18 protein-coding genes are annotated in these 18,342 nt (G+C 66.0%); 6 read left to right on the plus strand and 12 right to left on the minus strand.

The genetic code is table 11. From position 1 onward, the window contains the following. Genes ftsW through AWY79_RS05900 form a run of 9 tightly spaced genes read right to left on the minus strand, consistent with a single transcriptional unit; the run spans nucleotide 1 to nucleotide 10,146 of the window. A complete protein-coding gene (gene ftsW / locus AWY79_RS05860; RefSeq protein WP_099093193.1) occupies nucleotides 1-1,122 on the minus strand; it encodes a putative lipid II flippase FtsW in 1,122 nt (373 codons plus the stop codon). Further along, entirely contained in the window at nucleotides 1,115-2,467 is a 1,353-nt protein-coding gene (murD, locus tag AWY79_RS05865) for a UDP-N-acetylmuramoyl-L-alanine--D-glutamate ligase (protein ID WP_066801519.1), read from the minus strand. Before murD ends, ftsW begins: the two co-directional genes overlap by 8 nt. A 4-nt stretch (nucleotides 2,468-2,471) precedes the next feature. Then, on the minus strand, nucleotides 2,472-3,548 hold the full coding sequence (mraY, locus tag AWY79_RS05870; protein WP_066801522.1) for a phospho-N-acetylmuramoyl-pentapeptide-transferase: 1,077 nt from the start codon (nucleotides 3,546-3,548) through the stop codon (nucleotides 2,472-2,474). Next, nucleotides 3,545-4,933 carry a UDP-N-acetylmuramoyl-tripeptide--D-alanyl-D-alanine ligase gene (locus AWY79_RS05875; RefSeq protein ID WP_066801525.1) on the minus strand — a complete coding sequence of 463 codons (1,389 nt, stop codon included), beginning with the start codon at nucleotides 4,931-4,933 and terminating at the stop codon, nucleotides 3,545-3,547. Before AWY79_RS05875 ends, mraY begins: the two co-directional genes overlap by 4 nt. Continuing rightward, entirely contained in the window at nucleotides 4,930-6,453 is a 1,524-nt protein-coding gene (locus AWY79_RS05880; protein WP_066807044.1) for a UDP-N-acetylmuramoyl-L-alanyl-D-glutamate--2,6-diaminopimelate ligase, read from the minus strand. The genes AWY79_RS05875 and AWY79_RS05880 overlap by 4 nt, the downstream gene beginning before the upstream one ends. Continuing rightward, a complete protein-coding gene (locus AWY79_RS05885) occupies nucleotides 6,428-8,389 on the minus strand; it encodes a penicillin-binding transpeptidase domain-containing protein (RefSeq protein WP_066801528.1) in 1,962 nt (653 codons plus the stop codon). Before AWY79_RS05885 ends, AWY79_RS05880 begins: the two co-directional genes overlap by 26 nt. 51 nt (nucleotides 8,390-8,440) lie before the next feature. Then, on the minus strand, nucleotides 8,441-8,722 hold the full coding sequence (locus tag AWY79_RS05890) for a hypothetical protein (protein ID WP_066801531.1): 282 nt from the start codon (nucleotides 8,720-8,722) through the stop codon (nucleotides 8,441-8,443). Next, nucleotides 8,722-9,699, minus strand: a complete 978-nt coding sequence (rsmH, locus tag AWY79_RS05895; RefSeq protein WP_066801534.1) for a 16S rRNA (cytosine(1402)-N(4))-methyltransferase RsmH — start codon at nucleotides 9,697-9,699, stop codon at nucleotides 8,722-8,724. The genes AWY79_RS05890 and rsmH overlap by 1 nt, the downstream gene beginning before the upstream one ends. Continuing rightward, nucleotides 9,700-10,146 carry a division/cell wall cluster transcriptional repressor MraZ gene (locus tag AWY79_RS05900; protein WP_066801537.1) on the minus strand — a complete coding sequence of 149 codons (447 nt, stop codon included), beginning with the start codon at nucleotides 10,144-10,146 and terminating at the stop codon, nucleotides 9,700-9,702. Nucleotides 10,147-10,423: 277 nt separating this feature from the next. Between AWY79_RS05900 and pyk the strand changes: the two genes are divergently transcribed. From pyk to AWY79_RS05915, 3 genes are all read left to right on the plus strand, one after another. Further along, the gene (gene pyk / locus AWY79_RS05905; RefSeq protein ID WP_066801548.1) at nucleotides 10,424-11,866 is read left to right on the plus strand and encodes a pyruvate kinase; all 1,443 of its coding nucleotides are present in this window, start codon (nucleotides 10,424-10,426) and stop codon (nucleotides 11,864-11,866) included. 8 nt (nucleotides 11,867-11,874) lie between these two features. Next, nucleotides 11,875-12,885 carry an HD-GYP domain-containing protein gene (locus AWY79_RS05910; protein ID WP_066801551.1) on the plus strand — a complete coding sequence of 337 codons (1,011 nt, stop codon included), beginning with the start codon at nucleotides 11,875-11,877 and terminating at the stop codon, nucleotides 12,883-12,885. Between the two features lie 91 nt (nucleotides 12,886-12,976). Beyond that, entirely contained in the window at nucleotides 12,977-13,777 is an 801-nt protein-coding gene (locus AWY79_RS05915) for a sulfotransferase domain-containing protein (protein WP_066801554.1), read from the plus strand. 76 nt (nucleotides 13,778-13,853) lie between these two features. Here AWY79_RS05915 and AWY79_RS05920 read toward each other — a convergent pair whose 3' ends face one another. Beyond that, nucleotides 13,854-14,342, minus strand: coding sequence for a CBS domain-containing protein (locus tag AWY79_RS05920; RefSeq protein WP_066801557.1), 489 nt, complete (start codon nucleotides 14,340-14,342; stop codon nucleotides 13,854-13,856). Between the two features lie 142 nt (nucleotides 14,343-14,484). Here AWY79_RS05920 and AWY79_RS05925 point away from each other — a divergent pair, with 142 nt between their 5' ends. Next, complete coding sequence (locus tag AWY79_RS05925; protein WP_233491016.1) at nucleotides 14,485-15,258, plus strand: DUF3108 domain-containing protein; 774 nt, start codon at nucleotides 14,485-14,487, stop codon at nucleotides 15,256-15,258. On the opposite strand, the gene AWY79_RS05930 is transcribed toward AWY79_RS05925, so the two are convergent. Both AWY79_RS05930 and AWY79_RS05935 read right to left on the minus strand, forming a co-directional pair. Continuing rightward, nucleotides 15,234-15,518 (minus strand): hypothetical protein, encoded by a 285-nt coding sequence (locus AWY79_RS05930; protein WP_066801560.1) that lies wholly within the window; start codon nucleotides 15,516-15,518, stop codon nucleotides 15,234-15,236. The two genes, AWY79_RS05925 and AWY79_RS05930, sit on opposite strands and share 25 nt — an antisense overlap. Next, complete coding sequence (locus AWY79_RS05935; protein ID WP_066801564.1) at nucleotides 15,515-15,820, minus strand: hypothetical protein; 306 nt, start codon at nucleotides 15,818-15,820, stop codon at nucleotides 15,515-15,517. The genes AWY79_RS05930 and AWY79_RS05935 overlap by 4 nt, the downstream gene beginning before the upstream one ends. Nucleotides 15,821-15,936: 116 nt before the next feature. Between AWY79_RS05935 and rlmD the strand changes: the two genes are divergently transcribed. Together rlmD and AWY79_RS05945 are read left to right on the plus strand one after the other, a co-directional pair. After that, nucleotides 15,937-17,319: a 23S rRNA (uracil(1939)-C(5))-methyltransferase RlmD gene (gene rlmD, locus AWY79_RS05940; RefSeq protein ID WP_066801567.1), complete on the plus strand. Its 1,383-nt coding sequence runs from the start codon at nucleotides 15,937-15,939 to the stop codon at nucleotides 17,317-17,319. A 97-nt stretch (nucleotides 17,320-17,416) separates the two neighbouring features. Continuing rightward, nucleotides 17,417-18,340 carry a substrate-binding domain-containing protein gene (locus tag AWY79_RS05945; protein WP_066801570.1) on the plus strand — a complete coding sequence of 308 codons (924 nt, stop codon included), beginning with the start codon at nucleotides 17,417-17,419 and terminating at the stop codon, nucleotides 18,338-18,340. Nucleotides 18,341-18,342: the final 2 nt, after the last annotated feature.

Consider the following 18,342-nt stretch of genomic DNA (forward strand, 5'->3'; position numbering starts at 1 on the left):
TCATGCCTCCACCCTCCGGGAAAGGTTCAGCAGGATGCCCGCGCAGATGAAGGACACGGTCAGGGAGGAGCCGCCGTAACTGATGAACGGCATGGCCACGCCCTTGGGCGGCACGGTGCCGAGCACCACGGCCAGGTTCAGGACCATGCCCAGCGCCAGGATGCAGGTGGTGCCGAAGGCCGTGAACCGGTCCTGGAGGTCCGTGAGCTTCATGGCGATGCGGAAGGCGCGGTACAGGAAGAAGCCGATGGTCAGGAAGAACAGGGACATGCCCACGAAGCCCAGCTCCTCGCCCACCACGGCCATGATGAAGTCGTTGTGCGCCTCGGGCAGGAAGAAGAGCTTGCGCTGGCCCGCGCCGATGCCGGTGCCGAAGATCTTGCCGGAACCGAAGGCGTACAGGGACTGGACCAGCTGATACCCCTCGGTCTGGGCCGAGGCGAAGGGGTCCATGAAGGCGGTCCAGCGCTTGAATCGGTACGGGGAGGACGAGATGAGCATCCAGCCCGCGCCCGCCGCGAAGATGAGCGAGATGAACAGGTAGCTGAACCGGGTGCCGCCCGCCAGGCACATGAAGAAGAGCAGGCCGCACAGGACCACGGCCCCGCCGAAGTCCGGCTGCAGCAGGAGCAGGCCGGAGAGGATGCCGGTGACCATGAACGGGGGCAGGAAGCCCACGGAGAAGGTCCGCACCAGGTCCTGCTTCCGGGCGAAGAAGTAGGCCAGGTAGAAGACCAGGGCGACCTTGGCGTACTCCAGGGGCTGGATGCTGAACGGCCCCACCGAGATCCAGCGGCTGGCGCCCTTGACCGAGGCCCCCAGCGGGGTGAGGCACAGGGCGAGCATGGTCACGGCCAGGCCGACCCAGACGTAGGTCAGGGAGTAGAGCACCTTGCGGGGAATCTGCATGCAGGCGAGCATGGCCGCCAGGCCCACGCCGGTGAACATCAGCTGGCGCTTGAAGAAGAAGTATTTGTCGCCGAAATCCCGCTCGGCCATGATGCCGGACGCGGACAGGACCATGACCAGGCCGAACCCGGCCAGGAGCAGGGTGGCGGTCAGCAGCCATGCGTCGATGCGGGCGTTGTCGCCGCCCTTCTTGGCGTTCAGGGAGCTAGTCATCGAGCTCTCCCGCCACGCGCTTGAAGTCCGCCCCGCGCTGGGCCATGCCGGTGTACTGGTCGAAGCTCGAGGTGGCCGGGGAGAGCAGGACCACGTCGCCGGGCGCGGCCATGGCGGCCTGGCGCTTCACGGCCAGCTCCAGGGTCTCGTCCCAGGTCACGGGGAAATGTCGTTTCAGCTCCGGCTCCAGGACCTCGCGGGAGCCGCCGTAGAGGCCCACGTGGACCACGCGGTCCCTGACGTCGCGCGCGAACTGCGCCACGTCGCCGCCCTTCCACACGCCGCCCATGAGGATGCGCACCGGGCGGTCGAAGGAGCGCACGGCGGCCAGGGCCGCGTCCAGGGTGGTGGCCTTGGTGGAGTCGTTGACGTGAGAGCAGGCCGCGTCCAGGGTGGTGGCCTTGGAGTCGTTGACGTAGAGCACGCCGCGCTTCTCGGTCACCGGCTCGATGCGGTGGGGCAGGGAGGTGAAGTCGCGGATGGCCTCGGCGGCCTGTTCCTCGGTCACGCCGAACCGCTTCACGGCCTGCCACGCGGCCTCCACGTTGGAGCGGTTGTGCTCGCCCGGCAGGTGCGGAGCCTCGAACCGGTCCGTGGAGCCGAACCACTCGACGTGGGCGTTGGTGAAGGAGCGGCCGTCCAGCAGGGGGTGCAGGGACTCGTGGAGCAGGGCCGTGTCCTCGCCGGTCATGCGCGCGAAGAGCATCAGCTTGGCGTCCAGGTACTCGTCCATGTCCTCGTGGTAGTCCAGGTGGTTGGCCGAGAAATTCAGGAACAGGCCGACGTGCGGCTTGAACAGTCGGCAGTTCTGGAGTTGAAAGCTGGAGACTTCGAGGACGATGATCTCCGCCGGGTCCATGTCCAGCAGGTATTCGCACAGGGGCACGCCGATGTTGCCGCCGGTGAACACCCTGCGGCCCGCGTGTTCGAGAATGGCCGAGATCAGGGTGGTGGTCGTGGTCTTGCCGTTGGAGCCGGTCACGGCCAGTACCGGGGCCTCGATGAACCAGGAGGCGAACTCCAGCTCCGAGACCATGTTCTGCGGCGGGATGCCCTCAAGCACCGGGGCGAGCTTCTTGACCGGCACGCCCGGGGAAAAGACGATGATGTCCGCGTCCGCGAAGTGACCCTTGTCGTGGGGGCCGGTGACCAGTTCGACCTTGCCCGCCAGCGCGCCGAGCTTTTCCTCGGTGACGGCCTCGTCGCGGTCCGCCACGCGCACGTCCGCGCCGAGCACGTCGAGCAGCCGCGCGGCGGCCAGCCCGGACTTGCCGGTGCCCACCACCACGGCCTTCTTGCCGGTCAGGATGGCGTCGTTGATGAAGTTGCGGACGATCCTGTTCACCTGACTACCTCAGCTTCAATGTGGAAAGGGCCATAAGGGCCATGAGAATGGAGAGAATCCAGAACCGGACGATGATCTTGGATTCCGGGATGCCTTTCAGTTCGAAATGGTGGTGCAGGGGGGCCATCTTGAAGATGCGCTTGCCGCCGGTGAGTTTGAAATAGCCCACCTGGAGGATGACCGAGAGGGTCTCGAACACGAACACGCCGCCCACGATGGCCAGCAGCAGCTCCTGTTTGGCCAGCACGGCCACGAAGCCGAGCGCGCCGCCCAGGCCGAGGGACCCCACGTCGCCCATGAACACCTGGGCCGGGTGGGCGTTGAACCACAGGAAGCCGAGCCCCGCGCCGACCATGGCCCCGCAGAAGACCGTGACCTCGCCGATGCCCTGGATGTTCTGGACCTGGAGGTACTCGGCCATGGTGGCGTGGCCCGACACGTAGATGAAGATGGCGAAGCAGGCCATGGCCACGACCATGGGCCCGATGGCCAGCCCGTCCAGCCCGTCGGTCAGGTTCACGGCGTTGCTCGCGCCGACCATGACGACCATGGCGAAGGGCAGGTAGAACCAGCCGAGGTCCGGGTTGAAGTTCTTGAAGAACGGCACGGACAGCCGGGTGGAGTAGGCGGGCTCGTGGATGAGCATGGCGATGGCCGCCGCCGCCACCAGGCATTGCAGCAGGAACTTGGCCTTGGCGGACAGGCCGAGGTTCCGCCGTTTGACCACCTTGAGGTAGTCGTCGGCGAAGCCGATGGCGCTGAACCCGGCGAAGACCAGCAGGGTCAGCCAGACGTAGATGTTGGACAGGTCGGCCCAGAGCAGGGTGGAGATGCCCACGGAGAACAGGATCATGATCCCGCCCATGGTCGGCGTGCCCTGCTTGGACTGGTGCTTGGGGCCGTCCTCGCGGATGTACTGGCCGCACTTGATCCGGGTCAGCCAGCGGATCATGGCCGGGCCGAACAGGATGGACAGGATGAGCGCGGTCAAAAGAGCCCACACGGACCGGAAGGTGATGTACCGGAAGACGTTGAGGACGCCGACGTCCGTGCTGAAGGGCACGAGCAGGTTGTAGATCACTTCGGGCCTCCTTGGGCTTCCGCGTTCACTTCCCGGCACAGCGCATTGGCCAGGAGTTCCATCTTCAGCGAGCGGGAGCCCTTGACCAGGACCACGCCCTTGGAAATGCACAGCTCGCGCCACGCCTCCAGAAATTCGTCCGGCTCCCCGGCCCGGCGCATGTACCCGCCGAAGCCGCGCTCCACGTCGAGGAAGTGGTCGCCCTTGTAGAAGACCATGGCGGGCGCGGCCTCGCGGATGACCTTCCCCAGCTCCTCGTGGCGCGGGATCGCCTCTTCGCCCAGCTCGCGCATGTCGCCCAGGACCAGGACCAGGGGGCGGTCCCCGGCCATCTCGCGGGCCGTGCGGATGGACCCGGCCATGGACAGCGGGTTGGCGTTGTAGGTGTCGTCGATGACCATGACCCCGCCGCCCAGCTTGCGGCAGAACCGCTGCGGGTCGGCGGCCATGGACTGCACGCCCGCGGCCACGTCGTCGAGGGTCAGCCCGAGGTGGTGGGCCGCGGCGGCCACGCAGGCCAGGTTTTCGGCGTAGTGCGCGCCGCAGAAGGGAGCGGTCAGCTCGACCTCGCCCTCCGGGGTGCGCAGCAGGAACCGGCCGTCGCCGCTCTCGTCCGCGCCCAGGAACCGGGCGCAAAAGTCCGTGCCGGGGGCGTCGTGTCCGGTGAAGCCCACCGGGGAGCCGACCAGCTCCAGGGCCGCGTTCCACAGCAGGGGGTAGTCCTTGGAGACCACGGCGGTGCCGCCCTGGCGCAGGAAGCGCAGCAGGGAGGTCTTGGCGCTCGCCACGCCCGCCTCGTTGCCGAGCCCTTCCAGGTGGCCGGGGCCGACGTTGGTGATGACCGCCAGGTCCGGGCTGGCCACCGGGGCCAGCTCTTCCATGTCGCCGCGCCGGGAGATGCCCAGCTCCATGATCCAGACCTCCTGCTCGGCGGTCGCCTTGAGCATGGACAGGGGCAGCCCGATCTGGTTGTTGAAATTCCGGTAGTTCTTGGCCGTGGCGAACCGCTGCGAAACCACGTTGTAGAGCAGTTCCTTGACCGTGGTCTTGCCCGCGGTGCCGGTCACGGCCACCAGCATCGCGCCGCAGGTGTCGCGCCAGCAGGCGGCCAGGCGGCCCAGGGCGGCCACGGTGTCGCGGACCATGATCACGGGGCAGTCCACGTCGTCGATCATGCGCGAGGCGATGACGGCGGCGGCGCCACCCTTGGCGGCCTGGGCGGCGAACTCGTGACCGTCGAAATTCTCGCCGGCGATGCAGAAGAAGAGGTCGCCCCCGGTCACGGTGCGGGAGTCCGTCTTCACCTCGGTGATCACGGTTTCCTCGAACCCGTCGTCGGGCAGCGCGCCGAGGCAGCGTGCGACTTCAGCCAGGGTCAGGTTCACGAATACACTTCCTCGATGGCCTTGAGCGCGGCTTCCTTGTCCGAGAAGTGGCGCTTGGTGGTGCCGATGATCTGGTAGTCCTCGTGGCCCTTGCCCGCGATGAGCAGGGCGTCGCCCGGCTCCATCTCGGTCACGGCAACGGCGATGGCCGCCTCGCGGTCCGGGTTCTCGATGACCCGCTTGGCGCGTTTCAGGCCCGGCCGGGCGTCGTCCATGATGGCGGCGGGGTCTTCGGTGCGCGGGTTGTCGGAGGTTAGGACGACCACGTCGGCGTAGCGCGCAACGGACTCGGCCATGAGCGGGCGCTTGGTCCGGTCGCGGTCGCCGCCGCAGCCGAACACGGTGATCAGCCGCTTGAAGTCCAGCCCCTTGAGGGTGTGCTGCACGTTCTCCAGGGCGTCCGGGGTGTGGGCGTAGTCCACGAAGATGTCCAGGTCGCGGTCGTTCATGACCCGCTCCAGCCGTCCCGGCACGCCGGGGAAGGTGGACAGCCTGCGCATGTCCTTGCAGTTCAGCCCGAGCTGGAGTCCCACGGCCTGGGCGGCCAGCAGGTTCATGGCGTTGAACGCGCCCACCAGCGGGGACTGGATGACCCAGCTCTTGCCCTTCCAGGCGGTCTCGATCTCCATGCCCTTGCCGGTCATGGACAGGATGCGCCCCTTGACCATGGGTCGGGGGCCGGTCTCCTGCTCCACCAGGTCGGTGTCGCCGATGCCGTAGCCGATGCCGGTCTCGCACTCGGCCAGCAGCCTGCGGCCGTAGGGGTCGTTGTAGTTCAGGATGGCGGACTTGCCGGGCCGGGGATACTCGGCGAACAGCTTGGATTTGGCCTTGAAATACGATTCCATGGACTTGTGGTAGTCCAGGTGGTCCTGGGTCAGGTTGGTGAACACGGCGGCGTCGAAGTCCAGCCCGGCCACGCGGTATTGGTCGAGCGCGTGGGAGGAGACCTCCATGATGGCCACGTCCACGTCCGCCTTCTTCATGTTGAAGAGCAGCTCGTGGATCATCCAGCAGTCCGGGGTGGTCAGGGGGGCGTCCATGACGAAACCGGGCCAGCGGTAGTTGACCGTGCCGAGCACGCCGACCTTCAGCCCGCTGGAGGCGAGCAGGTGCTCCAGGATATAGGTGGTGGTCGTCTTGCCGTTGGTCCCGGTGACGCCGACCAGCTTGAGGTCGCGGTCCATGATGTGGAAGTGGGCGCGGGCCAGCTCGCCCAGGGCGATGGCCGGATTGGGGACGTAGACGGCCACGGCCCTCTTCTCGACCACCGGGGCCACCAGGTCGCGGGCGGACTCCGGGGCCACCACGTAGCGCGCCCCGTTGTCCAGGGCCATGGGGATGTAGTCGATGCCCCGCACGGCGGTGCCGGGCATGGCCACGAAACATTCGCCGTCCTGGATCTTGCGGGAGTCCGTGCGGACCACCAGCCCTTTTTTCGCTTTTTCCAACAGGGTCTCGAATTCCATGACGCCCGTTACCTTTTCCTTTTCGCTATGAGAGCCAGAGAACAAAAACATCATCCGCTCCCTCCTTGGTGCGGTTTCCCGGCCACGGCTGCCCGGCGGCGGGCTGCTGGCGCTTGACCGTCATCCCCTCTCCCTTGAGGACCGGGACGATTCCCATCTTGACCAAAGCCTCGAGGGCCCTGCGCACGGGCATGCCCTCGATGTTCGGGACCTTGCCGTCCTCGGCGCGGGCCACGGGCACGGTCACGGCCTGGTCCAGCGGCTCCTCGGCCAGCCGGTCCACGGATTCGGTGTCGGTCACGTTGGCGTGCAGGGTCTCGGACAGCTGGCCGTGGTAGGCCAGGGTGCGGACGGTCACGTCCCGGCAGACCGGGGCGGCGACCATGGACCCGTAGTTGGCCTTCTGCGGCTCGTCGATCATGGTGATGACCAGGAGTTCGGGGTCGTCGGAAGGAACCAGGGCGACGAAGGAGGAGAGGTACTGGTCGCCGTATCCGCCGCTGGAGGAGGCCTTCTGGGCCGTGCCGGTCTTGCCCGCCATGCTGATGCCCTCGATGCGCGCGCTGCGCCCGGTGCCGTCCTCGTGGACGACCTCGTGCATCATGGCCAGGACCGTGGCCGCGGTCTCCGGGCTGAACACCTGAACCGAGGCGTTCCTGCGCCGGGACTGGGGATCGATAATCAAATTGAGCTCGCGGGTGGCGCCCTGGTTGGCCAGGCAGAGATACGCCCGGGCCAGCTGTACCGCCGTGGCGCCGATGCCCTGGCCGAAGCTGATAGCCGCCAGGTCCACGGATGTCCAGGACGAAGCGGGGCGCACGATGCCGGTGGATTCGCCGGGGATGCCGATGTCGGTCTTTTCGCCGAAGCCGAGCTTGGAAAGATAGTCGTGGTACACGCCCGCGCCCAGCTCCATGCCGATCTTGGCCGAGCCGATGTTCGAGGAGTAGCGCAGGACCTTGTGGGCCGGGAGCCACCGTTCCGGGTGGGTGTCGCGGATCACCTTGCGGGCCACGGTCCAGCGGCCGTTCTCGCAGTCGATGAGCGTGTCCGGGGTGATGGTCCCCTCCTGAAGGGCGGCGGCGAACAGGAACGGCTTCATGGTCGAGCCGGGCTCGTAGATGTCGGTCACGGGCCGCAGCCTGCGATGGGACGGCTTGGAGGTGCGCACGGTGTTCGGGTTGAAGAACGGCTCGTTGGCCATGGCCAGGATGTCGCCGGACTTGACGTCCACCACCAGGACGATGCCCGCGCGGGCGTCGTACTTGGCGATGGAGGTGGCCAGGGCCTGCTCGGCGGCGTGCTGGATGTGGGTGTCGATGGTCAGCCGCACGTCCTTGCCGTTGATGTCCACCTCGCGGCCGTGGGCGTCGAGATAGAGGCGGTGGCCGGTGGCGTCGCGCTGGACCACGAACTCGGCCTTGCCGGGCGAGAGCAGCTTGTCGAAGACGTGCTCGATGCCCTCGCGGCCCCGGCCGTCGATGTCCACGAAGCCGAGGACCTGCCCGGCCAGGTGGCCGTTGGGATAGATGCGGGAAAATTCGCTTGTCTGGCGCACGCCCTTGAGTCCGGCCCGCTCCACGGCGCCCGCCTCGCGGTCCGTGACCTGCCGTTTGATCCACACGAACTTGCGGTTCGATTTGAGCTTCTTGTAGACCTCGGTGCGGGGCATCTTGAGGTCGCGGGACAGGACGTCGCAGGCCACGTCGAGGTTCTCGATCTCGAAGGGCCGGGCAAAGACGGACTTGGCCTCGACGGAGGTGGCCAGCATCTCGCCGTTGCGGTCGAAGATGCGGCCCCGTGCGCCGTATTCCCATTCGGCGGCGAGGCTTTGGCGGGACGCGCGAAGGGCGAGGGTGTCGCCCTCGTGGAGCTGCACCCATCCCGCACGCACCCACAGAGCACCGAGCGCGACCGCGAAGAGGGCCATGACGAACCCCATCTTGATCCCGCTGTGATCCGTGCGCCTTGTATTGTCCTTTGCCATCGTATTCCCTGTTTCCCACTCTGGCGGCGCGCGTATGGCGTATGCGCGTCGCTATTGCGCGGCGATTCGCCGTATCTGGCCCGGCGCCGCCACTTCGAGGCCAAGCTGGCCCGCGAGCTTCTTGAGCCTGTAAGGTGAAACCAGGTTGTTCCTCTCAACCGTCAGTTTCACGGCCAGATCCTCTTTCTGGTCCAGGCTCAATTCCATCTTGCGCAGGTCGTAAGCCAGGTCCATGCGCTCGATGTTCAACCAAACCGCTCCCATGCCGAGGCTCAGGGCCATGCCGAGCAGGCCCAGAACCATCCACAGGAGCGTCTTGTCGGTCTTGCTCATCAATTCTCTCCGTCGGGGCCGAGCTTCTCCGCCACCCGGAGCTTGGCGCTCCTGGCGCGGGGGTTCACATCCCGCTCGTCCTCCGAGGCGACCACCGGTTTCTTTGTCAGCACTTTCATCTCGGGTACGCCGCCGCAGGTGCAGTGGAGTTGATGCGGGGGGCATTTGCACCCTTTGGCGGCATCCCGAAATGCGTGCTTCACGGCCCTGTCCTCCAGGGAGTGAAACGAAATGATGGCCAGCCTCGCGCCCGGTTTCAGGCGTCCGACTATGGTTGCAAGGTACTGTTCAAGTTCCTCAGTTTCCCTGTTGACCGCTATGCGCAGTCCCTGAAAGGTCCGGGTCGCCGGGTGGTTGCGCGCCGCGTGCCGCATCTTGGGCGGGTACGCCAGGCGCACGATCTCGGCCAGCTGAAGCGTCCTCGTAATCGCTTCGTTCTCCCGTGCCTTCAGTATGGCCGACGCGATTTTTCCGGCCAGGGGGTCTTCCCCGTACACCCGGATGATCCGCGCCAGCTCTCCGTGTTTCAGCGTATTCACCAGTTCTTCGGCCGAGGGGCCGGCGTCCGGGTCCATACGCATGTCGAGCGGGCCGTCGTGGATGAAGCTGAATCCTCTATCAGCCTCGTCCAGCTGCATGGATGAGACGCCGAGGTCCAGGACCGCGCCGTCCACCGTCTCCCAGCCGATCTCGTCCAGGGCCTCCTCGAACCGGGAGAAGGGGAGGTGAAAGAGATGCACCCGGTCGCGGAACGGTTCGAGCCGTTTCGTCGCCAGCGCCAATGCCTCCCGGTCCCGGTCAAGCCCTGCGAGCTCGGCCTCGCCGCCCGCCGCCTCCATGAGCGCCAGGCTGTGGCCGCCCATGCCGAGCGTGCCGTCCATGTAACGGCCGCCCGGTCGGGGCCTGAGCCACTCGACCACTTCATGCAAAAGAACCGTGGTGTGCAGCGATGCGGGGCTGACCTCTCCCGGCTTCATCTAGAAGGGCAGGGAGACGTTGTTTTCCGCCAGCTCGGAGGACACGTCGTAATCCTCGTCCAGCAATGCCTCGAAGCTCTCGGCGGACCAGATCTCGAACCGTCTGCCCGCGCCGAGAATCACCACGTCCCTGTCCAACTTGCCGGATTTCCGCAGGTGCGCGGGAATGGCGATGCGCCCCTGCTTGCCCACCGGAGTCTCGGTGTAGCCGGAGTTGAGCAGACGGATGGTGTTCTGGAGCGCGCGGCTGGGCGTCCGGATGGACTCCAGTTCGCTTTCGAGTTTGGCCCATTGCGCCGGGGTGATGCCGATGACGTGCTTGTCGAAGATGGTCAGCACCATGATCCCGTCCGGCAGTTCGCCGTGGATCGCGTCCCGGAACTCGGGCGGCAGGATGAGCCGACCCTTGTCGTCCAGGCTTCTGTGTGCGTGACCTCTGAATTTCATCGTTTCCCCCGGAACAATTCCTTGCTCCACATCTTTACACCTATTCTACACTAAATTCCACTTCTTCCCACCTCTGCTCGAAATTCAAGGGAAAGTCAACCGATCAAAAGGAAATGGTCGGCAAAAATCATGGCCATTCATTGCTTTTTTCGGTCCCTGCGCCTAAGGTTGCACCAATCCGGGATATTTCCTTTCGAGGAATGTCTCGTAAAATCAAATACAAGACGAGCCCCGCAACGGCCTCCAACGGGACGCCCTCCGGGGCAAGGAGGCTGTCATGGACCGGCACATAAAGATCATCGCCACTCTGGGACCCGGCACCGAAACGTACGAGGCGGTCAAGGAGCTGGTCGCCTCGGGCGCCAAGATTTTCCGGCTCAACTTCTCCCACGGGGGACGCGACTTCTTTTCCAAGATGGTGGAGATTATCCGCAGGCTGGAGAGCGAGACCGGCCTGACCCTGACCGTGCTCCAGGACCTGTCCGGCCCCAAGATCCGGACCTGCGACGTGGGGTTGGGGGCCATCGAGGTCTCCAAGGGGACCGAGGTCCTGCTCGGCACCTCGGACAAGGCCGAGGCCGCCACCGAGCCGTTCATCTGCCTGGACATCCCGGAGATGTACCACGGCGTGAAGGTCGGCGATCCCGTGGCCCTGTCCGACGGCATGATCCGGTTCAACGTGGTGGCCATCGAGGACGAGCATCTTATCCGGCTGCAGGCCACCAACTCCGGCATGTGTCCCCCGCGCAAGGGCATCACCTTCCCCGGCACGGTCACCCCGCTGGCCCCGCTGACCGAAAAGGACAAGGCGGACCTGGCCATCGGCCTGGAGCTGGGCGTGGACGTGGTGGCCATGAGCTTCGTGCAGAAACCGGAGGACATCCGCAACCTGCGCACCGAGATGGCCAAGCACGGCAAGCAGCTGCCCATCGTGGCCAAGCTGGAGCGAACCGCGGCCCTGGCCTGCCTGGAGGAAATCCTGGAGGAGGCCGACGGCATCATGGTCGCGCGCGGCGACCTGGGGCTGGAGCTGGACCTGGCCGAGCTGCCCGTGGCCCAGAAGCGGATCATCAAGGCGTGCAACAAGGCGGGCAAGCCGGTCATCGTGGCCACCCAGATGCTGCTCTCCATGGTCAACTCGCCCATGGCCACCCGCGCCGAGACCACGGACGTGGCCAACGCCATCCTGGACGGCGCGGACTGCGTGATGCTCTCGGAGGAGACGGCCATCGGCCGCTATCCCGGCGAGACCGTCCGGTTCATGCGCAAGATCGCCTACGAGACCGAGTCGTACCTGTTCGAGTCCGGGCAGGCGGACCTGGAGCGGGGCGTGGCCAAGGAGCACCCGTCCACCTTCCTGGCCTACGCGGCGGCCATGCTCGCGGGCAAGACCAACGCCAAGGCCATCGTCTGCCACTCCACTTCGGGCGCGACCTCCAGGCTGCTTTCGTCGTGCAGGCCCAAGCAGTCGGTCTACGCCCTTTCGTCCAACCATACGGTTAGGCACTTCACAAATCTTTCCTGGGGGGTTATCCCTGCCATACCCCTGGACGTCCTGCACGACCACCAGGAGCGGGCCGAGGTGTTCGTCCGCCAGTCCCCGGCCTTTGCCGAGGGGGACATCGTGATCATCACCGCGGGCCAGCCCGAGCGGGGCCGTTCCGCCACCCAGACCAACGTGGTCAAGCTGTACGAGAAACAGAGCAAGGAAGAGGGCTAGCAGACCCGATGAGAGCCGACCAGAAGCACGACATCCCCGACGGACTGAACGAAGAGTACTACCAGATCAGCTCGGACATCCTGGGCAGCTTCAACAAGTACCGCCCGCCCTTGAACATCTTCACCTTCAAGGAGGACGTGGCGCGGGTCATCCCCTACTTCAAGGCCGGGGGCCGGCTGTCCAACGAACAGGTGGAGGAGCTGGCCCGGATGACCAACGAGGGGCTGGTCTTCGTCTCGCGCGAGGACCATCCGGTCTACGTCAAGCACATCAGCTACCAGCTGGATCTCGTGCTGGTGGACAAGAATCTCAAGGAAAAGGAGATCGCCGACATCTTCACCCAGGCCCTGACCCGCAGGCTGGCCGAGTTCTTCGAGCAGCCCGTGGCCGCGGTCTTCGAGAAGCTGTGGGTCGATCTCATGGTCTTGTCCGAGTACCTCTACGCGGACATCCGCCGCGCCCGCGCCCTGGTTCGGCGGCTGCACGCCGAGCACACCTTGGAAAACCACTCCGTGAACACCGGCTTCCTGGGCGTGGCCCTGTGGGGCAAGATCAAGGAGAAGGGGTTCCAGGACGGGGTCAAGCGCAAGACCTTCGACCACGTCCTGGCCGGGCTGTTCCTGCACGACCTGGGCATGGCCAAGGTGCCGGGTTTCCTGCGCACCAAGGACAAGCCCCTGACCGGCGAGGAGCGGACCAAGATCAACGCCCACACCAAGGTCGGGTACGAGATGCTCGGCAAGCTCGGCGTGCGCTACGCCGACCTGGACGACTGCGTCACCGGGCATCACGAGCGGATCAACGGGTCCGGCTATCCCCTCAAGTCCGTGAAGCAGGAGTTTCCGGCCCGGCTGACCGCGGTGGCCGACTCGTTCTGCGCCATGGTCACCAAGCGCCCCTACGCCGCGCCCATGACTTTCCTTGAGGCGGCCAACTCCCTGGCCCAGGACGCGCGCTACGACCGCGAGATCACCAAGGCGTTGCAGATGCTCCTGCTGCTGGACCTCAAGATGAAGTAGCCCGGGCTTGCCAATCCGCGCCCGGCAGGGTAGCTCAGGTCCGGCGGGCGAGGCCCGCGCCGAGATCACCCGAACCCGTCTCAAGGACCCTATGCACTACATCAAGTATCAGCTTCGCCACGTGAGCGAGCTCTTCAAGCGCAAGTACGAGATCGTCTCCTACCCCAAGTGCGGCCGCACCTGGGTCCGGTTCATGCTGGGCAACATGTTCAACGAATATTTCGAGCTCGGCCTGGACAACGACGAGATGCTGGAGCTGAAGAAGAAGGTCCATTGGCGGAACCTGCGCATCCCGTTCATCGAGATGCACCACGACGGCGACGCCTACAAGAAGCACGTGGATGAAATCGCCTTCCGCACCAAACGGTACACGGGCAAGCGGGTCCTCTTCCTGATGCGCGACCCGCGCGACGTGGTGGTCTCCCAGTTCCACCAGCTGTCCAAGCGCCAGGGGCTGGTGGACACCGACCTGTCGACCTTCATCCGCTCCGAGGACGGCGGCCTGCCGTGCATCGTCAAGTTCTACAACGAATGGCTCCGGGGCATCGGCGTGACCCGCGAGCACATGATCCTGCGCTACGAGGACCTGAAGGGCGATACCCAGGGCCAGCTCCGGCGGCTGCGCGCCTTCTTCGGGGTGGACTTCATCCCGGACCGGATTCTGGAGAACGCCGTGGAGGCGTCGAGCTTCGCGCGCATGCAGAAGCTGGAGAAGAAGGGCGCGTTCACCAACGAGCGCATGCGCCCCGGCGACCCGGACGATCCCCAGACCTTCAAGGTCCGCAAGGGCAAGGTGGGCGGCTACAAGGAGGAGTGCTCCGGGGAGGACATCGCCTGGATCGACGACTACATTGCCGGGAACCTGGACCGGGCCGCGGGCTACACCCGCTAGGTCCCGACCGTATTTCGCAAAAAAAGGCGGCCCGCTCCATCCGGAGCGGGCCGCCTCGTTTTCATCGCGGTTCGGGCTACTTGAAGATCTGGACCATGTCGCGGGTCATCTCGCGGTATACGTCGGTGACGTAGACCACGCCCATGACCTTGTCGGCTTCCATGACCAGGGCCCAGTCCCGGCGGGACTTGAGGAACACGTCCAGGACCACCAGGATGGGGTCGTTGGGCTTGAGCAGGGGCGGGTTGGTGATCAGGTACTCGTCGAGCCTGAGCTGGGTGCAGATCAGGCAGGCGTTGGCGAACTGCTGGTCCCAGTCGACCTCGCCGTCGGCCTTGAGGTTCTCGTCCTTGAGCACCGACTGCTTGACCGCCTTGAAGAGCTGCCACAGGTTGATGGTGCCCTTGAGCTTGCCGCCCTTGGTCTTGACCACCACCACCTGAGAGTCCGGGGCATCGACCATGGCCTCGCGCATGACGCGGATGGTCTCGGCCAGGCTGGCGTCGTCCCGCACGGTCGGAAATTCGTCGCGCATCATGTCCCAGGCGCGCTTTCTGAGCATCATAAGGGCAAATCCTCCGGTAACATGCTTGAGTCTGGGCCTTTTCTCTCATCCTCCTACCTTGTGTGCAGGGATTTGTCCATAACAACGGGGAGGTTGGAGGAGTCCGCCTTGACTTGGCATCCGAAGGCGGCGATTATCGGCCATGCGCAAGATGCTTTCGGCGGTTCTGCCGCTCCTCTTTCTGCTGCTCCTGGTCGCGCCCCCGTCCGCGGGGAGCGAACCGGTCCCGCCCTTCGGGCCGGGCGAGCGCATGTCCTACGACATCCACTGGACCTTCATCCACGCGGGCACGGCCGAGCTGACCTGCGCCCCGGACACCGAGCTGGACGGCGCTCCCGCCCGCCTTTTCCGGGCCGAGGCCCGGACGCTCGGGTGGGTGGACACGTTCTACAAGGTGCGGGACACCATGGAGGCGTGGACCGACCTGGACGTGACCCACTCCCTGCTCTACAAGAAGGACCAGAACGAAGGGTCCTACCACAAGAAGGTGGAGCTGGTCTTCGACAAGGCCGCCAACCTGTCCTACCGCTACGCCCGGGGCAAGCTCCAGCATACCCTGGACCAGCCGTGCGACGTGTTCGATCCCATGTCCATCCTGTTCGCCTTCCGCAAGCAGGTCCTGTACAAGGGGCTGCGCTTCGACGCCAACGTGTCCGACGGCAAGATATCGGTGGTGGGCACGGCCTACGTCGAGGGGGTGGAGAAGGTCGAGACCGGCATCGGGGAGGTGGACGCCCACAAGGTCCGGCTGGACATCAGCCACCTGTCCGGGGTGTTCAAGAAGTCCAGGGACGCCGAGTTGTACGTCTGGTTCACGGCCGACGAGCGGCGCATCCCGGTCAAGGTCCGGTCCAAGGTGGCCGTGGGCCACTTCACCATGACCCTGAACGGCTATCGTCCGCCCGACCCGCGCTGACCCTCGCGCAGGTGGACCTTGTTGGAGCGCGGGAATTCCCGTTTGAGAACGGTTTTGAGCAGCCTGCGCAGGTCCTTTTGCCCGGCCTGCACGGTCTCGTCGCGGTAGCCGAACTCGCGGACCTCGAACCGGTCCTCGCCGGTGCGCAGGATTTCCACGCCCCGGTCGCGCTTGAAGGTCAACAGCTCCACGAACCCGCCCACCTCCAGCCGCTTGAGGCGGTTCAGGGCGGACGGCAGGGCCGAGCCGAGGTCGATCATAGGGTCTTGCGCCCCTCGAAGTCGCGCTCGTCCGCGTCGCCAAGGTCGTAGGCCCGGATCTTGGTGGAGCGGGGGAATTCCTTCTTGAACAGGGTCTTGAGCAGTTTTTTCATGCCCGAGAGAGGGACCAGGAAGCGGTCCTGGAAGAATCCGTCCTCGACCACGTCGAACTCGTCCGGCCCGGTTCGGCGGATGAGCACGGACCGGTTGCGTTTGTAGGTGCGCAGGTCGATGGCGCACCCCTGGGGGAGCTTGTCGAGCTTGCGCAGGACCGTTGTCATGGCGGTGGCCTTGTCGATCATGGCCTTAACCATAGACAGCCGCTTCAATCCGTGTCAAACCGCCTTTCCGCCATCAATCATTGTATACCGCGTCCCGTCGTGCCACAGTGTACGCTCACGGAACCGAGGAGGCTCCCATGCCCTTGCACAAAGACGAAATCATAGAATGTTCCATCGAATCCCTGGCCTTCGGCGGCCGGGGCGTGGCCCGCGTGGACGGCATGGCCGTGTTCGTGGCCGGCGGGTTGCCCGGCGATGTCGTGACCGCCCGCGTGGTCAAGGCCAAGAAACGGTTCGCCGAGGCCGAGGCCGTGTCCGTGGTCGCGCCGTCACCGCACCGGGTGAAGCCGCGCTGTCCCCACTTCGGGGAGTGCGGCGGGTGCGCGGTCCAGGACCTGGACTACGCCGAGCAGGTGGCCCAGAAGGCGGCCCAGGTGGAGAACGCGCTCCGGCGTATCGGCGGCGTGGAGTCCCTGTCCATGGACCCGGCCCTGCCGTCGCCCGCCGTGTGGAACTACCGCAACAAGATGGAGTTCGTCTTCGAGCAGCGGGACAACAAGCTGCACCTCGGCCTGCGCGCGGCCCAGGCCGCCGGCGACAAGGGGCTGCCCCCGGTGGTGGACATCGAGGAGTGCCACCTCTGCGCCGAGCGGGACGTGGAGATTTTGCGCCTGGCCCGGGAGTTCGCACAGGGGTCCGGCCTGCCCGCCTTCGACCCCTCGGCCAACGAGGGGTTCTGGCGTCACCTGGTGGTGCGCCATACCGCGCTGGGCGAGGTCATGGTCCATTTGATCACTTCGGACGACGAGAAGCTCTACGGCCGGGCCGAGGGACTGGGCGAGACCCTGGTGGACCGCTTTCCGGAGCTGACCTCCTTCATCCACTCCTCCCGCGCCAAGCGGTCCCTGGCCGCCACGGGCGAGAAGATCGAGTTCCGGCTGGGATCGCGCACCGTGGAGGAGATGGTCGAACACGACGGCCGCCAGGCGCGCTACCACATCGCGCCCAACGCCTTTTTCCAGACCAACACCGCCGGTGCGGGCGCGCTCTTCGGCGCGGTCCGCGAGTACGGCGCGTTCGACGGCAGCGAGACGCTGCTTGACCTCTACTGCGGTTGCGGGGCCATCGGCATCTTCCTGGCCGACACGGTCCGCAAGGTGGTCGGGTACGAGATCAGCGAGGAGGCCGTGGCCAAGGCGTGGTCCAGCGCCAAGCTCAACGGGCTGACCAACTGCGAGTTCACGGCCGGGACCCTGGACGGCGGGGACGTGCTCAAGGGGCTGCCCAAGGCGGACGTGCTGGTCATCGACCCGCCCCGCGCTGGCATCCACGAAAACACGGCCCAGGCGATCCTCAAGCTGGCCCCGGCCAGGATTCTCGCCGTGTCCTGCGATCCGGCCACCCTGGCCCGCGACGTGAAGCGCCTTTCCGAGGCCTACGAACTCAAGCGCGCCCGGGCCGTTGACCTGTTCCCGCACACCCACCACATCGAGACCGTGGCTCTGCTGGAACGCCGATAGTCAGGAAAATAATGGCGTTTCCCGGTCCGGATGGCAGTATCGGAGTGAGTTTCCAAATCTGTTGATCCGGAGGACGGACGAGTTGACGCGATTCCTGATGCACCCGATCCTTGCGCTCGTGGCGTGGCTCCCGCTCGCCTGGCCCGTTCCCGCGGCCTGCGAGGACACGGTGCTGGTCGTGCCCAAGGTCGAATCCATCCAGTTCTGGGGCATGGTGCGGCAGGGGGCCATGGACGCCGGGGTCGAACGCGGCGTCCGGGTGCTGTACCGCGGCCCCCTGGCCCACGAGAGCGACGATCGGCAGCGGGCGATCATCGAGCAGGGGCTGGCCCAGGGGGTGGACGCCGTTGTGGTCGCGCCGAGCAGCGTCGACGCGCTGACGGACGTCACCCTTGCCGCACGCGACAAGGGCGTCCCGCTGGTGGTCATCGATTCCGCACTGGGGGACGGCTGGCAAGTCAGTTTCGTGGCCACGGACAACCTCGAGGCCGGGCGCGTCGCGGCCCGTTTCCTGCTCTCCGGCGTGCCCGGGGGCGGCACGATACTGCTCCTGCGCCACAAGGAGGGCAGCAGCGCCACCGAGAAGCGCGAAGTCGGATTCGCGGCCGAGGTCGAGGCGGGCGGCAGGCACGATATCCTTCTGAGCGACTACCTGGGCGTCAGCCAAGGCAACGCCTACCACCGGACCATGAGCCTGCTGCGCGGCCGCCCCGAAATAAGCGGCGTGTTCGCCTCGGGCGAGATAGCCACCATGGGTTGCATCCAGGCCATCCGCGAACTGGGACTGGCGGGCAAGGTGCGGGTGGTCGGATTCGACGACACGCCGGATATCCGGCGCGCCCTGGCGGACGGGGTTCTTCAGGGCGTCATGGTCCAGCAGCCCTATCGCATGGGCCGCGTCGGGGTGGAGACGGCCTGCGACGCGCTGGCGGGCAAACCCGTGGAAAAGCGCATCGTCACCGAGGCCGTGCTGGTCACTTCCCCGGACGGCTTCAGCCCGTATGGCCTGACCAATCCCTAGAG

This window comes from Pseudodesulfovibrio indicus, assembly GCF_001563225.1.
Classification (GTDB): Bacteria; Desulfobacterota; Desulfovibrionia; order Desulfovibrionales; family Desulfovibrionaceae; genus Pseudodesulfovibrio; species Pseudodesulfovibrio indicus.

Bases quoted from the DNA above. Each gene is read 5' to 3' on its own strand.
- AWY79_RS05890 (WP_066801531.1), bottom strand. From the start codon at position 8,722: ATGAGCAAGACCGACAAGACGCTCCTGTGGATGGTTCTGGGCCTGCTC.
- rlmD (WP_066801567.1), top strand. From the start codon at position 15,937: ATGCCCTTGCACAAAGACGAAATCATAGAATGTTCCATCGAATCCCTG.
- rsmH (WP_066801534.1), bottom strand. From the start codon at position 9,699: ATGAAGCCGGGAGAGGTCAGCCCCGCATCGCTGCACACCACGGTTCTT.
- pyk (WP_066801548.1), top strand. From the start codon at position 10,424: ATGGACCGGCACATAAAGATCATCGCCACTCTGGGACCCGGCACCGAA.
- AWY79_RS05915 (WP_066801554.1), top strand. From the start codon at position 12,977: ATGCACTACATCAAGTATCAGCTTCGCCACGTGAGCGAGCTCTTCAAG.
- AWY79_RS05900 (WP_066801537.1), bottom strand. From the start codon at position 10,146: ATGAAATTCAGAGGTCACGCACACAGAAGCCTGGACGACAAGGGTCGG.
- ftsW (WP_099093193.1), bottom strand. From the start codon at position 1,122: ATGACTAGCTCCCTGAACGCCAAGAAGGGCGGCGACAACGCCCGCATC.
- AWY79_RS05945 (WP_066801570.1), top strand. From the start codon at position 17,417: ATGCACCCGATCCTTGCGCTCGTGGCGTGGCTCCCGCTCGCCTGGCCC.
- AWY79_RS05935 (WP_066801564.1), bottom strand. From the start codon at position 15,820: ATGATCGACAAGGCCACCGCCATGACAACGGTCCTGCGCAAGCTCGAC.
- AWY79_RS05880 (WP_066807044.1), bottom strand. From the start codon at position 6,453: ATGTTTTTGTTCTCTGGCTCTCATAGCGAAAAGGAAAAGGTAACGGGC.
- AWY79_RS05920 (WP_066801557.1), bottom strand. From the start codon at position 14,342: ATGATGCTCAGAAAGCGCGCCTGGGACATGATGCGCGACGAATTTCCG.
- AWY79_RS05885 (WP_066801528.1), bottom strand. From the start codon at position 8,389: ATGGCAAAGGACAATACAAGGCGCACGGATCACAGCGGGATCAAGATG.
- AWY79_RS05930 (WP_066801560.1), bottom strand. From the start codon at position 15,518: ATGATCGACCTCGGCTCGGCCCTGCCGTCCGCCCTGAACCGCCTCAAG.
- AWY79_RS05910 (WP_066801551.1), top strand. From the start codon at position 11,875: ATGAGAGCCGACCAGAAGCACGACATCCCCGACGGACTGAACGAAGAG.
- AWY79_RS05925 (WP_233491016.1), top strand. From the start codon at position 14,485: ATGCGCAAGATGCTTTCGGCGGTTCTGCCGCTCCTCTTTCTGCTGCTC.